Source organism: Methylobacterium sp. EM32, from assembly GCF_040593685.1.
GTDB lineage: Bacteria > Pseudomonadota > Alphaproteobacteria > Rhizobiales > Beijerinckiaceae > Methylobacterium.
In genome coordinates, this window is the sequence record NZ_JBEXZS010000201.1 from 49,245 (window position 1) to 70,396 (window position 21,152).

19 protein-coding genes are annotated in these 21,152 nt (G+C 70.3%); 8 read left to right on the plus strand and 11 right to left on the minus strand.

Annotated features, from left to right (window positions below; genetic code table 11):
* The first annotated feature begins 94 nt into the window (after nt 1–94).
* Nucleotides 95–349: a hypothetical protein gene (locus tag ABZT49_RS26970; protein ID WP_331297048.1), complete on the plus strand. Its 255-nt coding sequence runs from the start codon at nt 95–97 to the stop codon at nt 347–349.
* Between the two features lie 203 nt (nt 350–552).
* On the opposite strand, the gene ABZT49_RS26975 is transcribed toward ABZT49_RS26970, so the two are convergent.
* Nucleotides 553–789, minus strand: a complete 237-nt coding sequence (locus tag ABZT49_RS26975; RefSeq protein WP_331297049.1) for a hypothetical protein — start codon at nt 787–789, stop codon at nt 553–555.
* 162 nt (nt 790–951) lie between these two features.
* Nucleotides 952–1,191 carry a hypothetical protein gene (locus ABZT49_RS26980; protein WP_355290648.1) on the minus strand — a complete coding sequence of 80 codons (240 nt, stop codon included), beginning with the start codon at nt 1,189–1,191 and terminating at the stop codon, nt 952–954.
* A gap of 805 nt (nt 1,192–1,996) precedes the next feature.
* Here ABZT49_RS26980 and ABZT49_RS26985 point away from each other — a divergent pair.
* From ABZT49_RS26985 to ABZT49_RS27010, 6 genes are read left to right on the plus strand one after another with little or no spacing between them, the layout of a single operon-like run.
* Entirely contained in the window at nt 1,997–3,355 is a 1,359-nt protein-coding gene (locus ABZT49_RS26985) for an efflux RND transporter periplasmic adaptor subunit (protein WP_331297051.1), read from the plus strand.
* A gap of 11 nt (nt 3,356–3,366) precedes the next feature.
* Nucleotides 3,367–6,612, plus strand: coding sequence for a CusA/CzcA family heavy metal efflux RND transporter (locus ABZT49_RS26990; protein ID WP_331297052.1), 3,246 nt, complete (start codon nt 3,367–3,369; stop codon nt 6,610–6,612).
* Nucleotides 6,613–6,617: 5 nt separating this feature from the next.
* A complete protein-coding gene (locus ABZT49_RS26995) occupies nt 6,618–6,971 on the plus strand; it encodes a hypothetical protein (protein ID WP_331297053.1) in 354 nt (117 codons plus the stop codon).
* 27 nt (nt 6,972–6,998) lie between these two features.
* Nucleotides 6,999–7,541: a threonyl-trna synthetase gene (locus ABZT49_RS27000; protein WP_331297054.1), complete on the plus strand. Its 543-nt coding sequence runs from the start codon at nt 6,999–7,001 to the stop codon at nt 7,539–7,541.
* 43 nt (nt 7,542–7,584) lie between these two features.
* Nucleotides 7,585–8,526, plus strand: coding sequence for a cation diffusion facilitator family transporter (locus ABZT49_RS27005; RefSeq protein ID WP_331297055.1), 942 nt, complete (start codon nt 7,585–7,587; stop codon nt 8,524–8,526).
* Between the two features lie 12 nt (nt 8,527–8,538).
* Nucleotides 8,539–8,709: a hypothetical protein gene (locus ABZT49_RS27010; protein WP_331297056.1), complete on the plus strand. Its 171-nt coding sequence runs from the start codon at nt 8,539–8,541 to the stop codon at nt 8,707–8,709.
* A 286-nt stretch (nt 8,710–8,995) separates the two neighbouring features.
* On the opposite strand, the gene ABZT49_RS27015 is transcribed toward ABZT49_RS27010, so the two are convergent.
* The 4 genes from ABZT49_RS27015 to ABZT49_RS27030 all read right to left on the minus strand — a co-directional run bounded on the left by ABZT49_RS27015 (nt 8,996) and on the right by ABZT49_RS27030 (nt 13,628).
* A complete protein-coding gene (locus ABZT49_RS27015; protein ID WP_331297057.1) occupies nt 8,996–9,718 on the minus strand; it encodes a cytochrome c biogenesis protein CcdA in 723 nt (240 codons plus the stop codon).
* Between the two features lie 34 nt (nt 9,719–9,752).
* The gene (locus ABZT49_RS27020) at nt 9,753–10,829 is read right to left on the minus strand and encodes a murein L,D-transpeptidase family protein (RefSeq protein ID WP_331297058.1); all 1,077 of its coding nucleotides are present in this window, start codon (nt 10,827–10,829) and stop codon (nt 9,753–9,755) included.
* A gap of 88 nt (nt 10,830–10,917) precedes the next feature.
* A complete protein-coding gene (gene lspA / locus ABZT49_RS27025) occupies nt 10,918–11,436 on the minus strand; it encodes a signal peptidase II (RefSeq protein WP_331297059.1) in 519 nt (172 codons plus the stop codon).
* Entirely contained in the window at nt 11,433–13,628 is a 2,196-nt protein-coding gene (locus tag ABZT49_RS27030) for a heavy metal translocating P-type ATPase (protein ID WP_331297060.1), read from the minus strand. Before ABZT49_RS27030 ends, lspA begins: the two co-directional genes overlap by 4 nt.
* 100 nt (nt 13,629–13,728) lie before the next feature.
* Between ABZT49_RS27030 and ABZT49_RS27035 the strand changes: the two genes are divergently transcribed.
* Nucleotides 13,729–14,130 carry a helix-turn-helix domain-containing protein gene (locus tag ABZT49_RS27035; RefSeq protein WP_355290653.1) on the plus strand — a complete coding sequence of 134 codons (402 nt, stop codon included), beginning with the start codon at nt 13,729–13,731 and terminating at the stop codon, nt 14,128–14,130.
* A gap of 329 nt (nt 14,131–14,459) precedes the next feature.
* Here the strand turns inward: ABZT49_RS27035 and ABZT49_RS27040 are convergent, their stop codons facing one another.
* From ABZT49_RS27040 to ABZT49_RS27060, 5 genes are all read right to left on the minus strand, one after another.
* Complete coding sequence (locus tag ABZT49_RS27040) at nt 14,460–14,735, minus strand: DUF411 domain-containing protein (RefSeq protein WP_355290655.1); 276 nt, start codon at nt 14,733–14,735, stop codon at nt 14,460–14,462.
* 70 nt (nt 14,736–14,805) lie between these two features.
* Entirely contained in the window at nt 14,806–15,171 is a 366-nt protein-coding gene (locus ABZT49_RS27045; RefSeq protein ID WP_355290657.1) for a hypothetical protein, read from the minus strand.
* A gap of 35 nt (nt 15,172–15,206) precedes the next feature.
* Nucleotides 15,207–18,428: an efflux RND transporter permease subunit gene (locus ABZT49_RS27050; RefSeq protein WP_355290659.1), complete on the minus strand. Its 3,222-nt coding sequence runs from the start codon at nt 18,426–18,428 to the stop codon at nt 15,207–15,209.
* 12 nt (nt 18,429–18,440) lie between these two features.
* Nucleotides 18,441–20,174, minus strand: a complete 1,734-nt coding sequence (locus ABZT49_RS27055) for an efflux RND transporter periplasmic adaptor subunit (protein WP_355290661.1) — start codon at nt 20,172–20,174, stop codon at nt 18,441–18,443.
* A 77-nt stretch (nt 20,175–20,251) separates the two neighbouring features.
* Complete coding sequence (locus ABZT49_RS27060; protein ID WP_331297065.1) at nt 20,252–20,632, minus strand: hypothetical protein; 381 nt, start codon at nt 20,630–20,632, stop codon at nt 20,252–20,254.
* Between the last annotated feature and the right edge of the window lie 520 nt (nt 20,633–21,152).

Consider the following 21,152-nt stretch of genomic DNA (forward strand, 5'->3'; position numbering starts at 1 on the left):
CACTTCGTCACGAGCGCGGCAATCGGAGGACAAACGACTCGGCTATCTCACCCTTCGACGCGGCAGCCGCCGCAGGAAAACGGGAGATAGACCGATGAAGCGTACGATGGCCGCCATCCTTGCCGCGGGCATGCTGGTCGGGGCCGCCGCGCCCGCCATGGCCATCGACGGCCACGGCAACGCCTCGAACCCCGAGCGCGCGGTTCCGAACACCGGCAACGTCTCGGGCGGCCCCGCCCATCGCGACGACCCGCGGGTCCACGAGGCTCAGGAAGTGCGGCCCGACGGCAAGCCGGTCCACCATGACAACGACGGCCATGCGCACGGACACAGCCACGGCAGGAAGTGACGCCTCGGCGTGGGGCGACGGGAACCGGGATGCGAACGCTGCCTTTGCTCCTCGCCTTCGCAATCCTCGCGGCCGGCATCGGCTACGTGCTGGCCGCACCCGCGCCGCACACGGTTCGCGATGCGCCTTCGCCCCCTTGCGCATCGTGAAAGGCCCGCCCCGACGCGCGTCGGGGCGGGCCACCCGGACCGGGCTCGACGGCGTCAGTCGTCGAGGTCGTGGTGGTGATGGTGGTGTGGTCGGTCCTCGTAGAACCGCCGCTCCTCGTAGCGCCGTGGGTGGTGGTGCCGGACGACGTCGTCGTCGTGGTCACCATGCCGGTAGACATCGACGTGGTCGTGCGGCCGGCGATGGCCGTAGCCACCCTCGTAGTATTGGGCGGACGCGGCCGCCGGCGCGAGCGCCAGGACCACCGCCAAGCCCGCGAAGACCGTCCTCATGTGTCGCTCTGATACTGGACCCGAATGCCGGCACCCTGGGCGGTGCAGGTTGAACGCACCCTGAAATCGGCGTTCAGGAAACCGGCGGGCCGCCGCCTTCCGAAACGCCGAGGAGCCGCGAACCGGGTTTCCCGGCGCCCGCGGCCCCTCCCGGCTTCAGCCTCAGCGGCGGTGTTCCTCGACCACGGTGTGCTCATGGTGGTCGTCGTGGTGGTCGCGAACGACCGGGCGGTCGTGGTGATGCTCCTCGACGGTCGTGTGGGTGTGCTCGACGTCGCGATGGCCGCGGTCGCCGTGGACGGACACCCCGCCGGGACCGACGTCGACGTGCTGGGCGAAAGCGCCCGCGGACGTGAGGACCAGGGCGGCGGAAGCGGCGAGGGCGGCAAGCGTGATCTTCATCCGATGTCTCCTGGTTTTAAGGTCGGCCTGGAAATGCACGCCCCTGGAAAACCGTTCCGGATTTTCACCGGCCGGTATCCGTGCCACCTGCTTCGGCGAGGCTGGGATGCCACCATGGAATTGCACGTGGGTTTTATTTGCCGCCGGGTCGAACTTGGCCCGGGATGAACTTCCGACCGGCTCGGAAGCACGGCGGTTCGGCGCGCAACTTCGCGCCACCCGCGAAGTCCGGAGTTCACCCGGTGTTCAAGGCAGGGTGGCCATGACTTGTGCGCCCCGGGGGGAATCGCACATAAGGCCGGTGATGGGTTCACGGCATGGGCATAGCCGCCGAGGGGCGGCACGGGGATGGTGGGCGGTTGCCGCCCGCATGCTCGCGCTCGTCCTGGCCCTGACGCTGGTCGCACCCGTCGCCGGCTACGGGGACGACCTCGCCTACCACGCCGGCGGCCAAGGGCACGTCACCGAGCTGACGGGCGTTGACGCCGCTCCGGGGGCGGATGCTTCCGATCCGGGCTTGGCCTGCCATCTCCATTGCGGCTGCCACCAAGCCATGCTGCCCATGGGGGCCCTTGCAGAGCCCCTCCTCACGGCGGCGTGCCCGACCTATGCCCGGTTGAGCGAGGTGGCCAGTTCCGTCGCTCCCGACCGCCTACCTAGGCCTCCTCGCGCATGAGGTGACGCCGCCCCTGCGGCGCGTGTCCTCGCCCGGCCCGTTCCCGGCGCCGGGTCCTTCAACGTGACCTTACGGGACCGCCCGTGACCGCCCCGCGAGGCCGTCCGGCATCCCGGTCGAGCAGGCCCCATGCGCATCCTCCTGTACGCGGTCCTCCTGGCCGCCGGCGTCGCCATCGGCGCCACCGTCCCCGCCGTATCCGGCTTCGTCCGCGCCACCCTCACGACCGCCGGCGTTTCGCCCGCCCTGTTCGCCTTCCCCGCCGCGCCCGAGGCGCCGAAGCCGGCGGCACCGGGCGCGGCCCATGCGGACGGTGACGGCCACGACCACGGCAAAACCGTTTCCAAGCCAACAGGGGGCCGTACCGACGGCGAGCACGAGCACTCGGAGGCCGAAGGCGAGGAGGGGCACGTCAAGATGACCGCTGAGCAGGTCGCGAGCCAGGACATCAAGGTCGCGAAGGCCGAGGGCGGAACGCTCTCACGCCACATCCTGGTGCCCGGCACCATCACGCCCGACACCGACCGGATCGCCCGGGTGCCGGCCCGGGTGGTCGGTACCGTGGCCGAAATGCGCAAGCGTCTCGGCGACGCGGTGAGGAAGGACGAGGTGGTGGCCGTCCTCGACAGCCGCGAGGTCGCCGACGCCAAGAGCGAGTACCTCACCGCCGCCGTGCGGGCCGACCTGGAGAAGACGAACTTCGACCGACAGCAGGCGCTCTGGGACAAGCGCATCTCGGCCGAGTCGGCCTATCTCAACGCGAAGGCCGTCTACTCCGAGGCGACCCTGCGCCAGGATCTCGCCCGCCAGAAGCTGTCCGCCCTCGGACTCGACGCAGCCGAGGTGGCCAAACTCGCGAAGCAGGACGAGACCACGCCGAACGCCTCGACCCTGCGCCGATACGAGCTGCGTTCGCCGCTATCGGGACGTATCGTCGAGCGCAAGGTCGATGTCGGCACGACGGTCGGCGGCCAGGGCGACCCCGCCGAAGTCTACACCGTCGCCGACCTTTCGACAGTCTGGATCGAGCTCGCGGTCTCGACAGCCGACCTCGCCAAGATCAGAGAAGGCGCGCACGTCACGGTCACTCCCAGCCAGGAGGGATCCGAGCGCCACGAGCAGGGCAAGGTGATCTTCGTCAGTCCGCTCCTCAACGCCGACACCCGCTCGGCCCGGGTCGTCGTATCCCTGCCGAACAGGGAGATGGCTTGGCGTCCCGGCACCTATGTCACCGCGGAGATCGAGATCTCGCAGGACGCCGTTCCGATCCGCATCGCCAAGACGGCATTGCAGACGGTCGAGGGCAAGCGCGTCGTCTTCGTGCGGACCGAGGAGGGCTTCGAGAAACGGGAGGTCGAGCTCGGACGCTCGGACGACGACGGCTTCGAGGTCGTCTCGGGGCTGAAGCCCGGCGAGGACATCGCGGTCGGCAACACCTTCCTCCTCAAGGCCGAGCTCGGGAAGAGCGAAGCCGACCACGACCACTGAGGGGACCGGACATGATCGGCCGCATCCTCGACTTCTCGGTCCACCAGCGTTGGCTGGTGCTGCTTCTGTCGCTGCTCGCCGCCGGGTTCGGCGGCTACGCGGTGACGAGGCTGCCCATCGACGCGGTCCCGGACATCACCAACAACCAAGTGCAGATCAACACGACTGCGCCCTCGCTCTCGCCGGTCGACATCGAGAAGATGGTGACCTACCCGGTCGAGACCGCGCTCGCCGGCATCAAGGGGCTGGAGTACACCCGTTCGCTGTCGCGCAACGGCTTCTCCCAGGTCACCGCGGTGTTCGCGGAGAAGCTCGACATCTACTTCGCGCGCCAGCAGGTCGCCGAACGCCTCGCCCAGATGAAGCAGGACCTGCCGCCCGGCGCCGAGCCGGCCATGGGTCCGATCTCGACCGGCCTGGGCGAGATCTACATGTGGTCGATCCACTACGCGAAGCCAGGTGAGCGCAAGGTCTCGGAAGCCGGACAGCCGGGCTGGCAACCGGACGGCGGCTACCTGACGCCCGAGGGCCAGCGCCTTCGGACGGAGCTGGAGCAGACCGCCTACCTGCGCACCGTTCAAGACTGGATCATCCGGCCCCAGGTCAAGACCGTCCCGGGCGTGGCGGGCGTCGACGGCATCGGCGGTTTCGAGAAGCAGTACCACGTCCAGCCGGACCCGACGAAGCTCGCCTCCCTCGACCTCTCCTTCGGCGACGTCGCCCGCGCCCTGGAGGCCAACAACGCCAACCAGGGCGCCCGCTACCTGGAGGACAACGGCGAGGGCTACGTCGTGCGCGCCGCCGGCCGGCTGGAGGGCATGGAGGACATCGAGACCGTCGTCGTCGCGACCCGGGGCGGCGTACCGGTCCGCATCGGGGACATCGCCGAGGTGCGCATCGGGCGCGACCTGCGCACCGGCTCGGGGAGCGAGGACGGGCAGGAGGTCGTCGTCGGCACCGCCCTGATGCTGATCGGCGAGAACAGCCGCACGGTCGCCGCCGCGGTCGACGCGCGCATGGACCAGATCCGCAAGTCGCTGCCGCCCGGCGTCGAGGTGCAGACCGTCCTCGACCGCACCCGCCTCGTCGAGGCCACCGTCCGGACGGTGGTGAAGAACCTGTCGGAGGGCGCGGCCCTCGTCATCGTCGTCCTGTTCCTGCTGCTCGGCAACATCCGCGCCGCCGTCATCACGGCGCTGGTCATCCCGGTCGCCATGCTGATGACCATGACCGGCATGGTCGAGGCGCGGATCTCGGCGAACCTGATGAGCCTCGGCGCGCTCGACTTCGGCCTCATCGTGGACGGGGCGGTCATCATCACCGAGAACGCCCTGCGCCACCTCGCCGAGCGGCAGCACGAGCTCGGGCGGACCCTCGACACCGAGGAGCGGCTCCAGACCGTGCGCGCCTCGGCCGAGGAGATGATCAAGCCCTCCCTCTACGGGCAGGCCATCATCATCCTGGTCTACGTGCCGCTCCTGACCTTCACGGGGGTGGAGGGCAAGATGTTCGAGCCGATGGCGCTGACCGTCATCATCGCCCTCGCCGCGGCCTTCGTCCTGTCGCTGACCTTCGTGCCCGCGCTCATCGCCATCGTCGTCACCGGCAAGGTCACCGAGAAGGACAATATCATCATCCGGACGCTCAAGGGGGCCTACCGCCCGGCGCTCGGGGCCGCGGTGCGGGCGCCGCTCGCCTTCCTCGCCCTGGCGCTCCTTCTCCTCGTCGGGGCCGGCGCCCTGTTCACCCGGCTCGGGACGGAGTTCATCCCGCAACTCGACGAGAAGAGCATCGCCCTCAACGCGACCCGCATCCCCTCGACCTCGCTGACCCAGTCCCAGGCGATGCAGCTCAACGTCGAGAAGGTCGTCTCGAAGTTCCCGGAGGTGGCCTACGTCTTCTCGAAGACCGGCACCGCCGAAGTCGCCTCGGACCCGATGCCGCCGAACTCCTCGGATACCTTCGTCATCCTCAAGCCCCAGGAGGAGTGGCCGGACCCGAACCTCGCCAAGGCCGACCTCCAGGAGCGGATCGAGAAGGCGGTCGGAGCGCTCGCCGGCAACGTCTACGAGTTCTCGCAACCCATCCAGCTTCGCTTCAACGAACTGCTGGCCGGCACCCGCGGCGACCTTGCCGTGAAGGTGTTCGGCGAGGAGTTCGAGCCGATGCTCAAGGCGGCCAACCAAGTGGCGGCGGCACTGAAGGGCATCGAAGGGGCCGAGGACGTGAAGGTCGAGCAGTCGGCGGGTCTGCCGTTCCTGGAAATCAGGATCAACAAGGCAGAGGCGGCGCGCTACGGACTGAGCACCGGGGCCATCCAGGAGGTCGTCGGCACCGCCATCGGCGGCCGCGACGCCGGCGTCGTCTTCGAGGGCGACCGGCGCTTTCCCATCGTGGTTCGCCTGACCGACAAGGTGCGCGAGGACCGCGAGGCCCTGGAGAACGTCCCGGTGCCGCTGCCGCCGGGGCCGAACGGACGGGCGAGTTCGGTGCTCCTGAAGCAGGTGGCGAGCTTCTCCGTGACCGAGGGCCCGAACCAGATCTCCCGCGAGAACGGCAAGCGCCGCGTGGTGGTGACCGCCAACGTCCGCGGGCGCGACATCGGCTCGCTCGTGGCCGAAGCCCAGGCCAAGGTCGCGGACCAAGTCCGCCTGCCGCCCGGCTACTACGTGACCTGGGGCGGGCAGTTCGAGAACCTCGCCTCGGCCAAGCAGCGGCTGATGGTGGTGGTGCCGGTCTGCTTCTTCCTGATCTTCCTGCTGCTCTACTCGGCGCTCGGGTCGCCGCGGGATGCCCTGCTGGTGTTCAGCGCGGTCCCTTTGGCACTCACGGGGGGCATCGCCGCGCTCTGGCTGCGGGACATGCCCGTCTCGGTGCCGGCAGCGGTGGGCTTCATCGCACTTTCGGGCGTGGCGGTGCTGAACGGCCTCGTGATGCTGACCTTCATCAAGCAATTGGTGGCGGAAGGGCGGCCCAAGCGCGAGGCGATCCTGGAAGGCGCCATGACCCGGCTGCGGCCGGTGGCGATGACGGCGCTCGTGGCCTCGCTCGGCTTCGTGCCGATGGCCATCGCCACGGAGACCGGCGCCGAGATCCAGCGCCCGCTCGCCACCGTTGTCATCGGCGGCCTGATCAGCGCGACCCTGCTCACCCTCATCGTGCTGCCGGCCCTCTACGCGCGCTTCGGCAGGGTCGAGACCGCAGAGGCGGTCGGCGCGGTGCCGGCGCCCCCCCGGCAGCTCAAGGCAGCGGAGTAGCGTCGATGGGAAGGATCCTCTCGAACGTGCTCGTCTGGTTCGGCTTGATCCTGGCCGCTCAGGCCGGGCCGGCCAAGATCGTCGGCATCGGTGCCGCCTCCTGCGCCCGCTTCGGCACGGATGCCGCGGCGCATCCGGCCATGGAGCGCGACTACTTCGCGTGGGCGCAGGGGTTCATGAGCGGTGCCCTGATCCGGGCACCGGACGGGGTCGACGAAGGCTTGGATCTCGCGCCGCCGTCCATGCCCCTGGCCGCACAGGTGGACTTCCTGCGTGCGTACTGCGCGGCCAATCCGGCCACGGATTACTCGGACGCCGTTCGCGCCCTCTACCACCGACTGCGTGGACCCGCGTCCTAGCAACCGGGTCCGATGGGGAACCAAGTGATGAACTGGCACCTGCGCGTTCTTCACGCGGCGGCCTTCGCGGTCGTGCCCGCCATTGCCGCCGATGCGGGCGAAGCACCGTTCGGCCTCGCGTGGGGAGCGCTCTCCGAGGTGCCCCGTCCGCTGAAGGTCGACCGCGAGGCGAACCTGACGGCCCTGTACTACCCGCGGGGCTGGCGGCCGGCCACGGGATCCGGGACGGCCGAAGTCGTTCTGGTGATCTGCCGGACCGAGGGTTTGCAACAGGTGGTGTGGGTCGGCGTGCCACTGTCGGGTGACGACCTCGCGAAGGCGCGGCGGGCCATCCACGACGAGGGCGTTCGCCGCTACGGCGAACCCGAGCCCGGACCTACGGCGGATGCGGAACTCTGGCGCGACGGGCAGGCGCTTCTGGCAAGTCGCGAAACGGCGGACGGAAGGCGCGAACTCGTCATGACGACGTTCGGTCCCGATTACTCGGCCTGTTCCAGGACCCACCACGTCGAAGCCGGGCATCCAGCGGGCGCGCACGTGGCCGAACTGATCGGCGCAAGCCTGCCCTGAGCCCCTCGGTCGGAAACATCATCGCATAAGTTGGAATCGGCATATGGGACACGGACACGCGCACGGTGGCGGCCACGGACATTCGCATGGCGGCGGCATTCCCTCGGGCTCGGCGGCGGCCCGGAACAAGGGACGCCTCGCCTGGGCTCTCGGGCTGACACTGGCCTACATGCTGGCGGAGGTCGTCGGCGGCCTCCTCACCGGCAGCCTCGCGCTGCTGGCCGACGCCGCGCACATGGTTACCGACGCCGGGGGCCTCGCGCTCTCGCTGCTCGCCATCCACTACGCGGCCAAGGCGCCGACGCCGGGCAAGAGCTTCGGCTACATGCGCTTCGAGATCCTCGCGGCGCTCGCCAACGCCGTCGTGCTGCTCGGGGTCACCGCCTACATCCTCTACGAGGCCTACCGCCGGTTCGTGGAGCCGACCGAGATCCTCGGCTGGCCGATGATGTTGGTCGCGGTGGTCGGCCTCGGCGTGAACCTCGCAAGCATGAGGCTGCTGGCCGGCGGCTCGTCCGAAAGCCTGAACGTCAAAGGAGCGTATTTCGAAGTCTTCTCGGACATGCTGGGCTCGGTCGGCGTCATCCTCGCGGCCCTCGTGGTGATGGGCACGGGCTGGACCTGGGTCGACCCGCTCATCGGCGCCGGCATCGGCCTCTTCATCGTACCCCGCACTTGGCGCCTGCTGAGCGAGGCCCTGCACATCCTGCTGGAAGGCACGCCTCCGGGGGTCGACCTCGCCGCCTTGAAAGCCGAGATCGAGGCGATGCCGGGGGTGCGCCGCGCCTACGACCTGCATGCCTGGACGCTGACCTCCGGCTTCGACGCGATGAGCGGTCATGTGGTGGTCGACGACGTCGCCGGAGGCCCGGGGGTGATCCGGGCGGTCCGCGCCCTTCTAAAGGAGCGGCACGGCATCGAGCACGTCACCGTCCAGGTCGAGGACGAGGCGCTCGCCATGGAAGCCGCGCACCTTCCCGTCTGAGGCGGCGTGGCCATGGTAGGCAAGAAGCTCGCCCGGGAAACAGAAAGATGGGAGTCCAAGCCGCGCGGCAGGCGGCGCGCCCGTCCGCACATCAGGAGGCGGGCGGGCCGCGACCTCGTCAAGGTGCTGGCGCTATGCTTCCTGCTCCTGGGCTTGCTGGTGGTTCTGGGCCATTTCGCCTGACCAAGTGCCGCTGGTCCAGGTGCCGAAACCAAATATCCTGATACACCCTGCGAGGGACGGCTTCCGGCCCCGCTCGGCTCACATGCCGAGATGCCGCAACGACCGGAGATGATGGAAGTCGGGGGTATGCGGTCGTTCGGCAGGGCTTCTTCCCTGCCCGTTCGAACACCTTCCGTACGCGTGCTTCGCGGGAGCGGGCGGCGGCGCTCATGGCAAGGATGCGGAGTGTAGCTTCGCGCCGTTCCTGCAGGCAGCCGGGTTGTTGCCCTGGATACCGCACTGGTATTCAGCCGATCCAGCCGAGCGCCGGGAAGGTCTCCATGATGAACGAGGCCATGTCGGTCATGCGGCCGGTCACCATCATCAGGCCCATCGCCACCATGACGCCCCCGCCGGCCACTTGAAGCGTCCGTCCGACCCAGCGCAGGGTGCGGAGGCGCGCGACGAAGCCCGACAGGAACAGGGCCGCGGCCACGAACGGCACGCCGAGGCCGAGCGAGTAGACGGTGAGGAGGATGACGCCCTTGCCCGAGGCCGAGGACGCCGTGACAGCCAGGATGGCCCCGAGGACGGGTCCGATGCAGGGGGTCCATCCGAAGGCGAAGGCCATCCCGAGGAGGTAGGCGGCGACGGGGCCCCGACCCGGCGGGTCGCCGTGCCAGCGCAGCTCGCGCTGTAGCCAGGCCGGCCGCAGCAGACCGGCCGTGAACAGGCCGAAGAGGATCACCAACAAGCCGGAGGCGAGGTTCAGCATCTCGCGATGGGCGAGAAGGGCGAAGCCGATCGCGCTGGCTCCGGCGCCGAACGCGACGAAGACGGTCGTGAACCCGAGCACGAAGCAGAGGCTCAGGCCGAGCGTGCGCAGGCTGTCGCGCTCGCCGGCGGCGGACTGTCCGGCGACGTATGAGACGTAGCCTGGGACCAGGGGCAGCACGCAGGGGGACAGGAAGGACACGGCACCGGCGGCGAATGCCGCCAGGAGGCCAACGCTGGAGGCGTCGATGGTCATCGGCGTCAGACCCGTCGGAAAGGATGCAGGCCGTTCATTCCCGTCCCTCGCCGGCCGTTGCGAAGGTCCTGGAGAGGCGTCGCCGCTCCGCCTCGGCAACCGCGGGCCCCGCCGGCGCCCCCGCCTTCGGGGTTGCACCGACACGAGCAGGCTCCCGCTTGTCAGCGACGGCGACCGGACCGGCAGCCGGCATCGCGATCTCTCGCGGACCTGCAGCCAGGGCCTCGGGGCGGCTCACCTCGCCAAGCCCGGTTCCCGTCGCCATCATGGTCTCGCGGAACGCCCGGTGCTGGCCGCCGTCCTCGTAGACCAGCCGGACGGCGGGCGTCCCGCCTGCCACCAGGGCGGCGGTCTTCCTGTCGTCGTCGGACTGCTTCCGGGCGACCGCGCCCGCCATGGTGTCGTCGCCCCCGGCATCGAAGACGTAGCGCCCGCCCGCAATTCCGACGCCCGGCTCGGCCCTCGTGACCTCGAACCGGTCGGACCCCTCCTTGAGGTTCCGCCAGAAGGCGATGTTCGGGTCCTGGCGGTGCCGGGCCAGGTTCTCCGGGGTCATGCGGAACGGGTAGGACTGGAACTGTACGGCGCGCTGCCCGCCCGCGAAGGCCTCGCGCACCACGGCATAGAGTTCCGAGATCGCCTCGTCCGTCATCGCGAAGCAGCCCCGCGACGAGCAGGAGCCGTGCACCATCAGGTGCGCGCCCGTGCGTCCCAGGGAGCGGTCATACTCGTTCGGGTACCCGAGGTTGAACGAGAGGTAGAGGCTTGAGTTCGGGTTCATGGACGCCGGCGTGACCGAGTAGAAGCCCTCCGGGGCCTGCCGGTCGCCTTCCCGGGTCTTGGGCCCGAGCTGGCCCGACCACCGGCACATCGGGTAGGTCTTCAGGAGGGCGTACCTGCCGTCGGCGCCGCGCTTCCAGAGTTCGATCTCGGACTCCTTCTTATAGGCCCGCATCAGGATTGGGTCGGCGGGCGAGACACCCGCCGTCGACATAAGGGCCAGGGTCGCGGGCGGGATCGGCGCCAGGTGGCGCGTCGAGGCCGCGTACTGGCCATCCTGGCAGGCGGACAACGCCAGGAGGAGGGCCAGACAGAGCGTCGTCTTCAGCATGTCGGCCTCGCTGGCGTCGGCGCACAAGCCTGGGCCCGAAGGGTTGATGGCAAGTTGTCGTGGCTGCCGTTCGGCGGAATCGAGGCTCTCACGGGACCGGCTCCCCGGGACCGGGACGCCTCGGCGACAGGGGCACGCCTTCGAGGAGCATCATGACGACGCCGATGGAAATCCATGCGTCGGCCAAGTTGAAGGTGAACCAGCGGAAGCCGCCCGTGTGGAGGTCGAGGTAGTCGGTGACAGCCCCATCCCCGAGCCGGTCGAAGAAGTTCCCCGCGGCCCCGCCCGCTATCGCGGCGAGCCCGAGACGTTCGAGCGAACCCGTCGCGGCCAGGGCCCACGCGGTCACCAGACAGGTCAGCGTGCCCTGGATGCCGAGGAGGAGCGCTAGCGAGGACGGATCGTACGCCGGGAACAGGCTGAAGCTGATGCCCCGGTTGAACGACAGGGTCAGGTCGATGAAGGGTATCAGGCCCCGCACGGCACCCTCGGCCAACCATGCCTCGGCCGCCGCCTTCGCGGCGAGGTCGACGGCCGTGGCGGTCGCCAGCACAGCCGCAACCGTCGCGACGCGGCGGCCCCGTCCCGCCGAAGAGGAACTCATCATGCCCTCAGGAGACGGAGCGCGTTCGCCGTCACCAGGACGGTCGCCCCGGTGTCGGCGAGGATGGCGGGCCACAGGCCGGTGATGCCGGCGATGGTCGTCACAAGGAACACCGCCTTCAGGCCGAGCGCGATGACGACGTTCTGACGGATGTTGCCCAGCGTCGCCCGGGAGAGCGAGACCAGCGCGGCCACGTCGCCCACCCGGTCGTTCAGGACCGCCGCGTCCGCCGTTTCCAAGGCCGCGTCGGTGCCGCCGCCCATCGCGATGCCAACGCTGGCGGCGGCGAGCGCCGGCGCGTCGTTGATGCCGTCGCCAACCATCGCCACCGGAGCTGCCGCCTTCAGGGCTGCGATCTCGGCGAGCTTGTCTTGGGGCAGGAGCTCGGCCTTCACATCGAGCCCGAGCTCGGACGAGACCGCCTCGCCCGTGCGCCGGTTGTCGCCGGTCAGCATCACGCTGCGCACGCCGAGCTTCCGCAGGGCCGCGATCCCGATGGCCGCGTCGGCACGGGGCTCGTCCCGGATCGCGATGGCACCCAAGGCTTCGGCGCCGCGGACGACGACGACCACGGTCTTGCCGGCGGCTTCCAAGTCCGCGACCGCGCGCTCGGCCTGGGGTCCGAGGCACGCGCTCTCGGCGGCGTGGCGCGGGGAGGCGACGAGCACCGTCTGCCCCATGACCGTGGCCTGAACCGCTTTGCCAGGGATGGCGCGGGCGTCCCGCGTCGGCCGCAGCGGCACCCCGTCCGCGCTTGCCCGGCCGAGGATGGCCCGGGCGATGGGGTGGCTGCTTCCGCTCTCGACCGCGGCGGCCAATCCGAGCAGAGAGCGCTCCGACGCGTCCGAGGCGAAGACCAGGATATCCGAGACCCGCGGCCGTCCCTCGGTCAGCGTCCCGGTCTTGTCGAACGCGACCGTGCGCACCCGCCCGATGACCTCCAGCGCCGCCCCGCCTTTCACGAGCAGTCCGCGTCGCGCCCCAGCTGCCAGTCCAGAGGCGATGGCCGCCGGGGTGGAGAGCACCAGCGCGCAGGGGCAGGCGATGAGGAGGAGCGCCAGGCCTCGGTAGATCCAGGTGCCCCAGTCGGCGCCGAGCAGCGGCGGCACGACCGCGACGGCGGCCGCGAACGCGAACGCGATGGGCGTGTAGACCGCGCTGAACCGGTCGATGAAGCGCGCCGTGGGCGACTTCGACGCCTGCGCCTCCTCGACGAGGTGCAGGATGCGGGCGACCGTGTTGTCGGCCGCCATCCTGGTGACCCGGACCTGGAGCGCGCCGTCGGCGTTGACGCTGCCGGCGTAGACGGGGTCGCCGACCTCCTTGGGCTTCGGGACCGACTCGCCGGTGATGGGGGACTCGTCGAGGCTCGAAGCTCCGTCGGTGATCACACCGTCGGCGGGCACGCGGTCGCCCGGCCGCACGATCACGAGCTGACCGATGGCCAGCGACGCGGCGGCCACCTCGCGGATGGTGCCATCGGCCTCGTCGAGGAGGCGGGCGGTCTTCGGCACCAGGGCGGCGAGCGCCTTGATGCCGGCCCGTGCCCGGCCCGCCGCCACGACCTCCAGCATCTCGCCGACCGTGAAGAGCAGCACGACGATGGCGGCCTCCTCGGCGGCGTGGATGGCGAGCGCCCCCGCAGTCGCGACCGACATCAGCATCTCGATGGAGAAGGGCGTGCCTGCGAACGCCGCCACTGTCGCGCGGCGGCCGTAATAGGCGAGGCCGACGAGCGCCCCTGGCCAGTAGGCGTACTCGCCCGCCAGGCCCGGCGCGATCCGCTCGACTAGGAAGCCGGCGGCGAATAGGGCGCCGATCAGGATGCCCAGTAGCGCCTTCCGGCCCCGCCAAATAGGCGGCTCGGGCTCCTCCGCGGTCCCGGCGGGCGGGGCTCCGCCCGAGGCCTGCGCCATGGCCAGGTCCGCGGCCGTGGGTAGCGGCGCGACGCCGTAGCCCAGGCGTTCGATGCGCCCCTCCAATTCGGTCCTCGGCGTCGCGGCCTCGTCGAGCGCCAGGTCGAGGACCTGGCTGCCGTAGTTCACGCGCACGTCCGCGACGCCCGGCAGCCGGGAGACGGCGGTCTCGATCTTCCCGGCGCAGGTCGGGCAGTTCATGCCCTTGACCCTGTAGCGCAGGGCCTGCCGGCCGTTCGTGGGGAAGAATGTGCGGTCCGCGCCGGCGGCTTGGTTCATGGTGCGCTCCGTTCGCCCGGCTCCTGGTCCGGACTGGGAAGGCCCCCTACATGCACCCTGTAGTCGCTACAGGGTCAAGGCCGTGCGCATCGCTTCTTCCATGACCATAGGCAGCCTCGCGGAGGCCACGCAGACCCGTGTCGAGACGGTCCGGTGGTACGAGAAGGTCGGGTTGCTGCCCCCGCCGGCGCGGTCGAGCGGGAACTACCGGCTCTACGGGCCCGAGCACCTGCGCCGGCTGAGCTTCATCCGCCGCGGTCGCGCCCTGGGCTTCACCGTGGAGCAGATCCGGGATCTGCTCGCCCTGGCGGACGACCGAAGTCGCTCCTGCAGCGAGGTCGACACCATCGCCCGCGCCCATCTCGCCGACGTGGAGCGCAAGCTGGAAGACCTGACCCGGCTCGCCTCGGAACTGCGCGAGGTCATCGGCCAGTGCGGCTGCGGGTCTGTCGCGGACTGCCGTATCATCGAGGCCCTGTCGCCGTTGGGTGATCCCGCGTGAGTGACCTGGGCCTGAGGTCAGCGAGCGACGTAGGGCGTCATCAGCACCCGGCTTTCGAACAGCCCCTTGGCCACGAACCCGCAGCATGCGACGGCGAGGATGGCGACCGTAGCCGCTACGAAGGCTCGGCGGGCGGCGGCCCGGATATGCGGCCTGACGCGACGGCGACGACCCGTGTTCCTCTGGCCCCAGGCATGGTCTTCCGTCCACGCCATTCTTTCCCTGTCGCTTCTTGAGCCATCAAGGCCGAATCGAGACCAAAGGAAGCCGCGGTCGAGGCCGAAGTAGAAGTCGCCGTGGTACGGCTTGGCTCGTGCTCAGGTCCCGGGTCAACTCTGCGCTGCGGTAACGCTCGATGGCCTTCCGGACACCAGACCGGAACAAGACGAGGTCATAGGCGTCAGGCTCCATGCTCCCGACCTCCATGCCCGCCGACCCGACCGGCAACTCGCGGCTACCAGCCTCGTGCTCATGGGCCTTTCCACGAGCATGCGCCTGATCGCCCCGTCTGGGACGTACGCTTCGACCACGTAGCTGCCAATGAGAGCCCGGTGGCAGGAGGCGAGGGTCCGCAGCACGCCGAGACGCCTTTTGACCGGGTTCACAGACCCCCCGGCTACAGTGACGGTGAAGCCAAGTCCTCGGATGTTGGCACGACCTGCCCGAGGCCCGGCCTTAGCGGTTCTCGAAGCGGGCCTGGACGTTGTGCCCGTGGATCTTCGCCGACAGCACCACCTTCGCGCCGGCCGGCAACGGGGCCTTGAGGTCGGCGACGAGCTTGTTCGGCGCCGCCGGCTTCAGGGTCAGCGTCTCCGTCTTGCCGCCGGCCTGGACGAAGGCCTTGGCCGACAGGCCGGCCGTGTCGGCCGGCTTGCCGTCCTCGCCGGTCACGAAGAACGTGACGCCGGCGTCGGTCGCAACGAACTCGATGGGATGGCCGTCGGCGACCGTCGTCTGGCCCCCGTTCGGCCCGGCGGCGAGGCAGGGCGAGGCCAGCGCGAGGGCGACGGCGAGGATCGCGGGAAGGATGGGAGAGCGCATGGGTGTGTCCTTTCTCGGTCGAAGGGGTGGAGGTCTCAGAACGCCTCGACGGGCGCGCTTCGCGGGGCCTCGGGGGAAGCCTCGGGACGGTGACGGGCATCGTCCCGCAACCGCTCCAGGGGCTTGGCGCCGAAGGTCAGGAACAGGACCGGCGTCAGCACCGTGTCGAGGAGCGTGGCGCTGATCAGGCCGCCGAAGATCGTCACCGCGACCGGGTGCAGGATCTCCTTGCCGGGGGCATCCGCCCCGATCAGCAACGGCACCAGGGCGACGCCGGCCGAGAGCGCCGTCATCAGCACCGGCGCCAGCCGCTCCAGGCTGCCGCGGATGACGAGCTCCCGCCCGAACGGCATGCCCTCGTGGATGGCCAGGTTCAGGTAGTGGCTGATCTTGAGGATGCCGTTGCGGGTGGCGATGCCGGTCAGCGTGATGAAGCCGATCATCGACGCCACCGAGAGCGGCTGCCCGGCGAGCCAGAGCGCCGCGACCGAGCCGATCAGCGCGAGTGGGATGCTGCCGAGGATGATCAGGGTGAACACCACCGAGCGGTAGCGGCTGTAGAGGAGCGCGAAGACCAGCGCGAGGGAGAGGAGCGACAGCAGGCCGATGGTCCGGCTCGCCTCGGCTTGCGCCTGGAACGAGCCCTCCAGGCTGGTGGTGTAGCCGTTGGGCAGGTTCGCCGCGGCGACCTTCCCCTGGATGGCCTGGACGATCTTGCCCATGTCCGAGCCTGGCTGCGTGTTCGCCTGCACCACGATGCGGCGACGGGCGTTCTCGCGCAGGATCTGGTTCGGTCCGTCGGTCTCGCGGATGTCGGCGATCTGGCGCGCCGGCACCCAGCCCGACGGCGTCTCGACCAGCATGTCGCCCAGCCGCTGGGTGGTGCGCATGGTGTCGGAGAGGCGCATCACCACGTCGAAGCGGCGGTAGCCGTCCACCACCCGCGAGACCACCTGCCCGTTCGAGAGGCGGCTGAGCTGCTCGACGAGCGCGGCCGGCTGGACGCCGTAGAGGGCGGCGCGGTTGTAGTCGACGCGGATCTCCAGCTGCGGGATCAGCACCTGCTTCTCCACCTGCAGGTCGGCGATGCCCGGGATGTCGGCGAGGCGCCCGCGGACGTCCTCGGCCAGCGCCCGCAGGGTGTCGAGGTCCTCGCCGAAGATCTTGAGGGCGATCTCGGCGCGCACGCCCGACAGCATGTGGTCGAGCCGGTGCGAGATCGGCTGGCCGACGTTGACGTTGACCGGAAGCACCGCGAGGCGCCCGCGAATGTCGGCGACGAGCTCGGGCTTGGGCCGGGCGCCGGGCTTCAGGTCGATCTCCAGGTCGGAGGAGTGGACGCCCTCGGCGTGCTCGTCGAGTTCGGCCCGGCCGGTGCGGCGCCCGATGGACTTCACGTCCGGCATGTCGAGGAGCAGGCGCTCGGCCACGAGGCCGATGCGGTTGCTCTCGGCAAGCGAGATGCCGGGGTTGAAGGTCATGTTGACCGTGAAGGAGCCCTCGTTGAAGGGCGGCAGGAAGGTCCGGGGCAGGAAGGCCGCGGCGAGCCCAGCCGCCGCCACCGCCAACCCGGCGACCATCATGACCGGCCGGGCATGCCCGAGCAGGCCCCGGAGCAGGGCGGCGTTGCCCCGCTTGAGCAGCTTGAGGAAGCGGCTGTCGTGCTCCTCCAGGCGCTTCAGTCCCGGCAGCAGGTAGTAGGCGAGCACCGGCGTCAGCGTGATGGAGACGAGGAGGCTCGCCAGGATCGAGACGATGTAGGCCTGCCCCAGCGGTGCGAAGAGCCGGCCCTCAATGCCCGACAAGGCGAAGAGCGGCACGAAGACCAGCACGATCACCATCGTCGCGTAGACGATGCCTGAGCGCACCTCGTTCGAGGCCGCGACCACGACCTCGAAGACCGAGCGCGGGTTGCCCGCCCGCCGGTTCTCCCCGAGCCGCCGGAAGATGTTCTCGACGTCGACCACCGCGTCGTCGACGAGCTCGCCGATGGCGATGGCGAGCCCGCCGAGCGTCATCGTGTTGATGGATAGGCCCGCGAGGTGGAAGACGACCGCGGTGGCGAGGATCGAGACGGGAATCGCCGTGAGCGAGATCGCGGTGGTGCGGACGTTCAGCAGGAAGGCGAACAGCACCACGGCGACGACGGCCACCGCCTCCATCAGCACGGTCTCGACGTTGCGGATCGAGGTCTCGATGAAGTTCGCCTGCCGGAAGATGAGCTGGTCGGCGCGCACGCCCCTGAAGGCGCAGGCATCGCCGGCCGGCTCGGCCATGGACGGACCAGGTCGGCCCGGACCGTCCTTGCCGGGGCCGCAGGCGTTCAGGCTGGCGGTGATCTCGGAGAGCGCCGCCTCGACTTGGCGGGTGAGCCGAACGGTATCGACGCTCGGCTGCTTCTCCACCGAGACCACGACCGCCGGCGCGCCCATGTAGCCGCTGTCGCCGCGCTTGACCCGGGCCGCGAACGAGACCTCGGCCACCTGCCGCAGGTAGACCGGCCGGTTGGCGACCGTCGCGACGACCATGTTGCGAAGGTCGTCGAGGTTCATGGTCCGGCCGAGGTTCCGGATGAGGTACTCGCGGGCGTACTGGTCGGTGAAGCCGCCCCCGGTATTGGTGCCGAATTGCGCGAGCGCCGTCTCCAACTGGGCATGGGTGATGCCGAGCGCCCGCAGGGCCGTGGGTTGGGGCGAGACTCGGAACTGGCGGACCTCGCCGCCCATCGGGATGACCTGGGCCACGCCCGGGATCGAGAGCAGCCGCGGCCGGATGGTGAAGTCGGCGAGCTCCCGCAGCTGCATCGGCGAGACCGAGCCGCCGTTGAGGGCGACCATCACGATCTGGCCCATGATCGAGGAGACCGGACCCATCATCGGGTTCACGGTGGGCGGCAACTGCGGCCGCACCATCGCCAGCCGTTCCGAGACCTGCTGGCGGTTGCGGTAGATGTCGGTGCCCCAGTCGAACTCGACGTAGATCACCGAGAGGCCGACGCCCGAGACCGAGCGGACGCGGCTGACCCCGGGCAGGCCGTTCATCTGGGTCTCGACCGGGAAGGTGACGAGTTGCTCGACCTCCTGCGGAGCGAGGCCCTCAGCCTCGGTCATGACCGTGACGGTCGGGCGGTTGAGGTCGGGGAACACGTCGACCGGGAGCTTGGTCACCGTGAAGGCGCCGTAGATGACGAGCACGGCGGCGAGCGCCAGCACGAGCAGGCGGTTGCGCAGGGACTGCGTGACGAGGAGCGTGAACATGGGCGGTGCTCCTCAGCGGACCTGGTTGAGGAGTTCGGCGCCCTGGGTCACGATCCGCTTGCCCGGAACGACCCCGGAGACCACGAGGACGCGGCCCGCGTCGAGCGGCTCGACCCGGACCTCACGCGGCTCGAAGCGCTCGGGCGCGGTGTGCTCGTAGACGATGCTCTGGCCGTTGCCGCCGCGGACCACGCTCATGCGCGGCAGGGCCAGCCCCTCCTGACGAGCGTCGGTCGCGGCCAGCACGGTGATGAACTGTCCGGTGCGCAGTTCCGGCGGGGCTCCCTGTACCGCGAAGTGCATCGGCACCGCCTGGCTGCGGTCGGCCAGCCCCGCGCCCATGTAGGAGAGCCGCAGCATCCGGCCGTCCGCCATGCGCGCGGTGGCGTCCTGCCCCCCGGCCAGGGCGTCGAAGCTGAGGGCCTCGACCCAAAGGCGGCCCGGGTCGACGATCTGGAAGACCTGCACGCCCGGGCTCGCCATCTGGCCGGCGACCGCGGTCGCCTCCGCAATGACCCCGTCGACGGGCGCCTTGAGGGCTTCGGGCTGCTGCCGGATATTGTCGAGGGCGGCGCGGCGGTCGAGCAGGCCCTTGAGCTCGGCCTGTGCGTCCTCAAGCTGGACCTGCGAGACGGAGCCGCCCGGCGCGAGCTTGCGGTAGCGCTCGACCCGGCGCTCCAGGATGGCGATCTGCTGGTCGAGCTCGCCCTGGCGCTGGCGCATGTCGGAGACGTCCACCGCCTGCACCGGGGGCGTCACGTAGGCGAGCACCTCGCCCTTGCGCACGCGGGTGCCGAGACGCGGGAAGATGCCGGATTCCGGCGGGGAGAGCCGCCCGCCGACGGAGGATTGCACGACGCCGCTGGCGCTCGGGTCGGGAACGATGCGCCCCGGCAGCTCGACGGTGCGGCGCAAGGTGTCGGGGGCGGTCACCACGGTGCGGACCGCGAGCACCCGCTGGGTGGGCTTCGGCACGAAGATCGAGCCGTCCGGCTGGCGCCGCGCCAGGTCCTGCCCGCCGGGGGACGGCGCCGCCATCTGGAAGGTCTGCGGAACCGAGGCCTTCCCCGCTCCGTGGTCGTGCCCGTCGGCGGCGAAGGCGCGCGGAGCGAACGCGAGCGCGACGACGAGCACGACCAGCGCGGTCGCGGGCAGGTAGCGGCGTCCGCGCATCAGGAGCGTGACCGCGATGCCGAGGAGGAAACCGCCGCTACCGATGGCCAGCGGAAGCGGGTCGGCCTCCTTCAGGTGACGCTGGAAGTCGTGGGCCGTGGCAAGACCCGCCGCCCAGGCGGAGGCGCCGGACGCCGGTGCGGCGGGCGGGGGCTCCGGGACGGGCAGCGTGACGGGGAACATGTCGGTGGCGCCCGACGCGGTCACGGTGAAGAGCACCTCGTGCTCGCCGGGATGCAGGCTCCAATGGGCGTCGAGGGCGTAGCTGCCGTCCGGCATCGGCGCGCCGGTGACGGACCCCTCAGGCGTCTCGGCCTGGACGACGGCGTCCGTCACCGGCTCGTTGGTACCCACGCGGTCGAGGAACACGAACAGCCGGCCGTTGCGGGCGATGGCGACCAGTTCGAGCGCATCCGTGCTCGACGCGCCCCGCGGCGCGGTCGCCGTCGTCGGACCTTGCACCTCGTTGCCGTGGTCGTGGCCCTCGTGGGCGGCGGACATCGGCGGCGCCCCGGCACACAGGCCGAGCGCAAGGAGAACCATCCGCAGGGCGGAGGAGGAGGGAACACGCATGGGAAAACCGAGCCTTCGCGAAAGGGAGGCCGGCGGCGCCCACGGGCAGCCGCTCGGCGCGCGCCGAAGCGCGGACCTCAGGCGATGGTTCGAGGGGGCTCGGGAAGCGTCTCGGGAGGCAAGCTGTCGAACGCGATTACATGGAGCCCGGCCAGCGTCCGCTCGGGCTTCCAGGCGACCGTCACGGAGAAGCCGTCCCAACGCACGTACGACGCGTGGCCGCAGCACGGACCGCAGGACCCGGTCGCGGCCTCGTCCCCGGCGCGGTCGGCCCGATCCGACGCATCATAGACCTGATCCGGCCCCGGCGCTTCCGGGTGCGCGGCGGCGACCGTGGGGTGGCCGGCATGGGTCGCACCCACGTGCGAGTGTCCCGCACCCGCCACCGAAAAGGCGACGAGCGTCACGATCTGGAAGACCGTAAGCAGCGAGCGCCAGAGGGACCGGGTGGCCGACATGATGCGGCGTGCATAGCATACCTGCACCGGCAGGGCATTGAGTTTTTCGATACGTCGCTGGTCGGCGCCCCACCGAGTTGTTGCGGATAGGTCCGTCCTGACGGTTCGGACCGGGCACGGTTGGCCTTTCGCGTGTCCGAGCCGACCGCCTGATAGGAGTGGTACGCCAAGTGAGGATGTTGGCGTCGGCCCTGTGCATGGGGCTGACGACATGCCGGCCGACAGCGCAGGAGACCAGGATCGTCGGGATCGGGGCCACGACCCACGCCCGGTTCAACGGGCAGCTCGCGGAAAGCCCGCCGACCGAGCGCAATCATCTTGCCTGGACGCAGGGTTTCATGAGCGGTGCGCCGATACGGGCCCCGGCCGGCGCCGACAAGGGGCTCGACCTCTTGCCGTCGACCTCCCCCTGCCCGCACAGGCCGAGTAACGGCGGGCCTTCCGCGGGAAGCATCCCGACCGGGACTATACGAACGCGGTGCACGGCCTGTACCGCAGGATCCCCGACGCCGCACCTGAC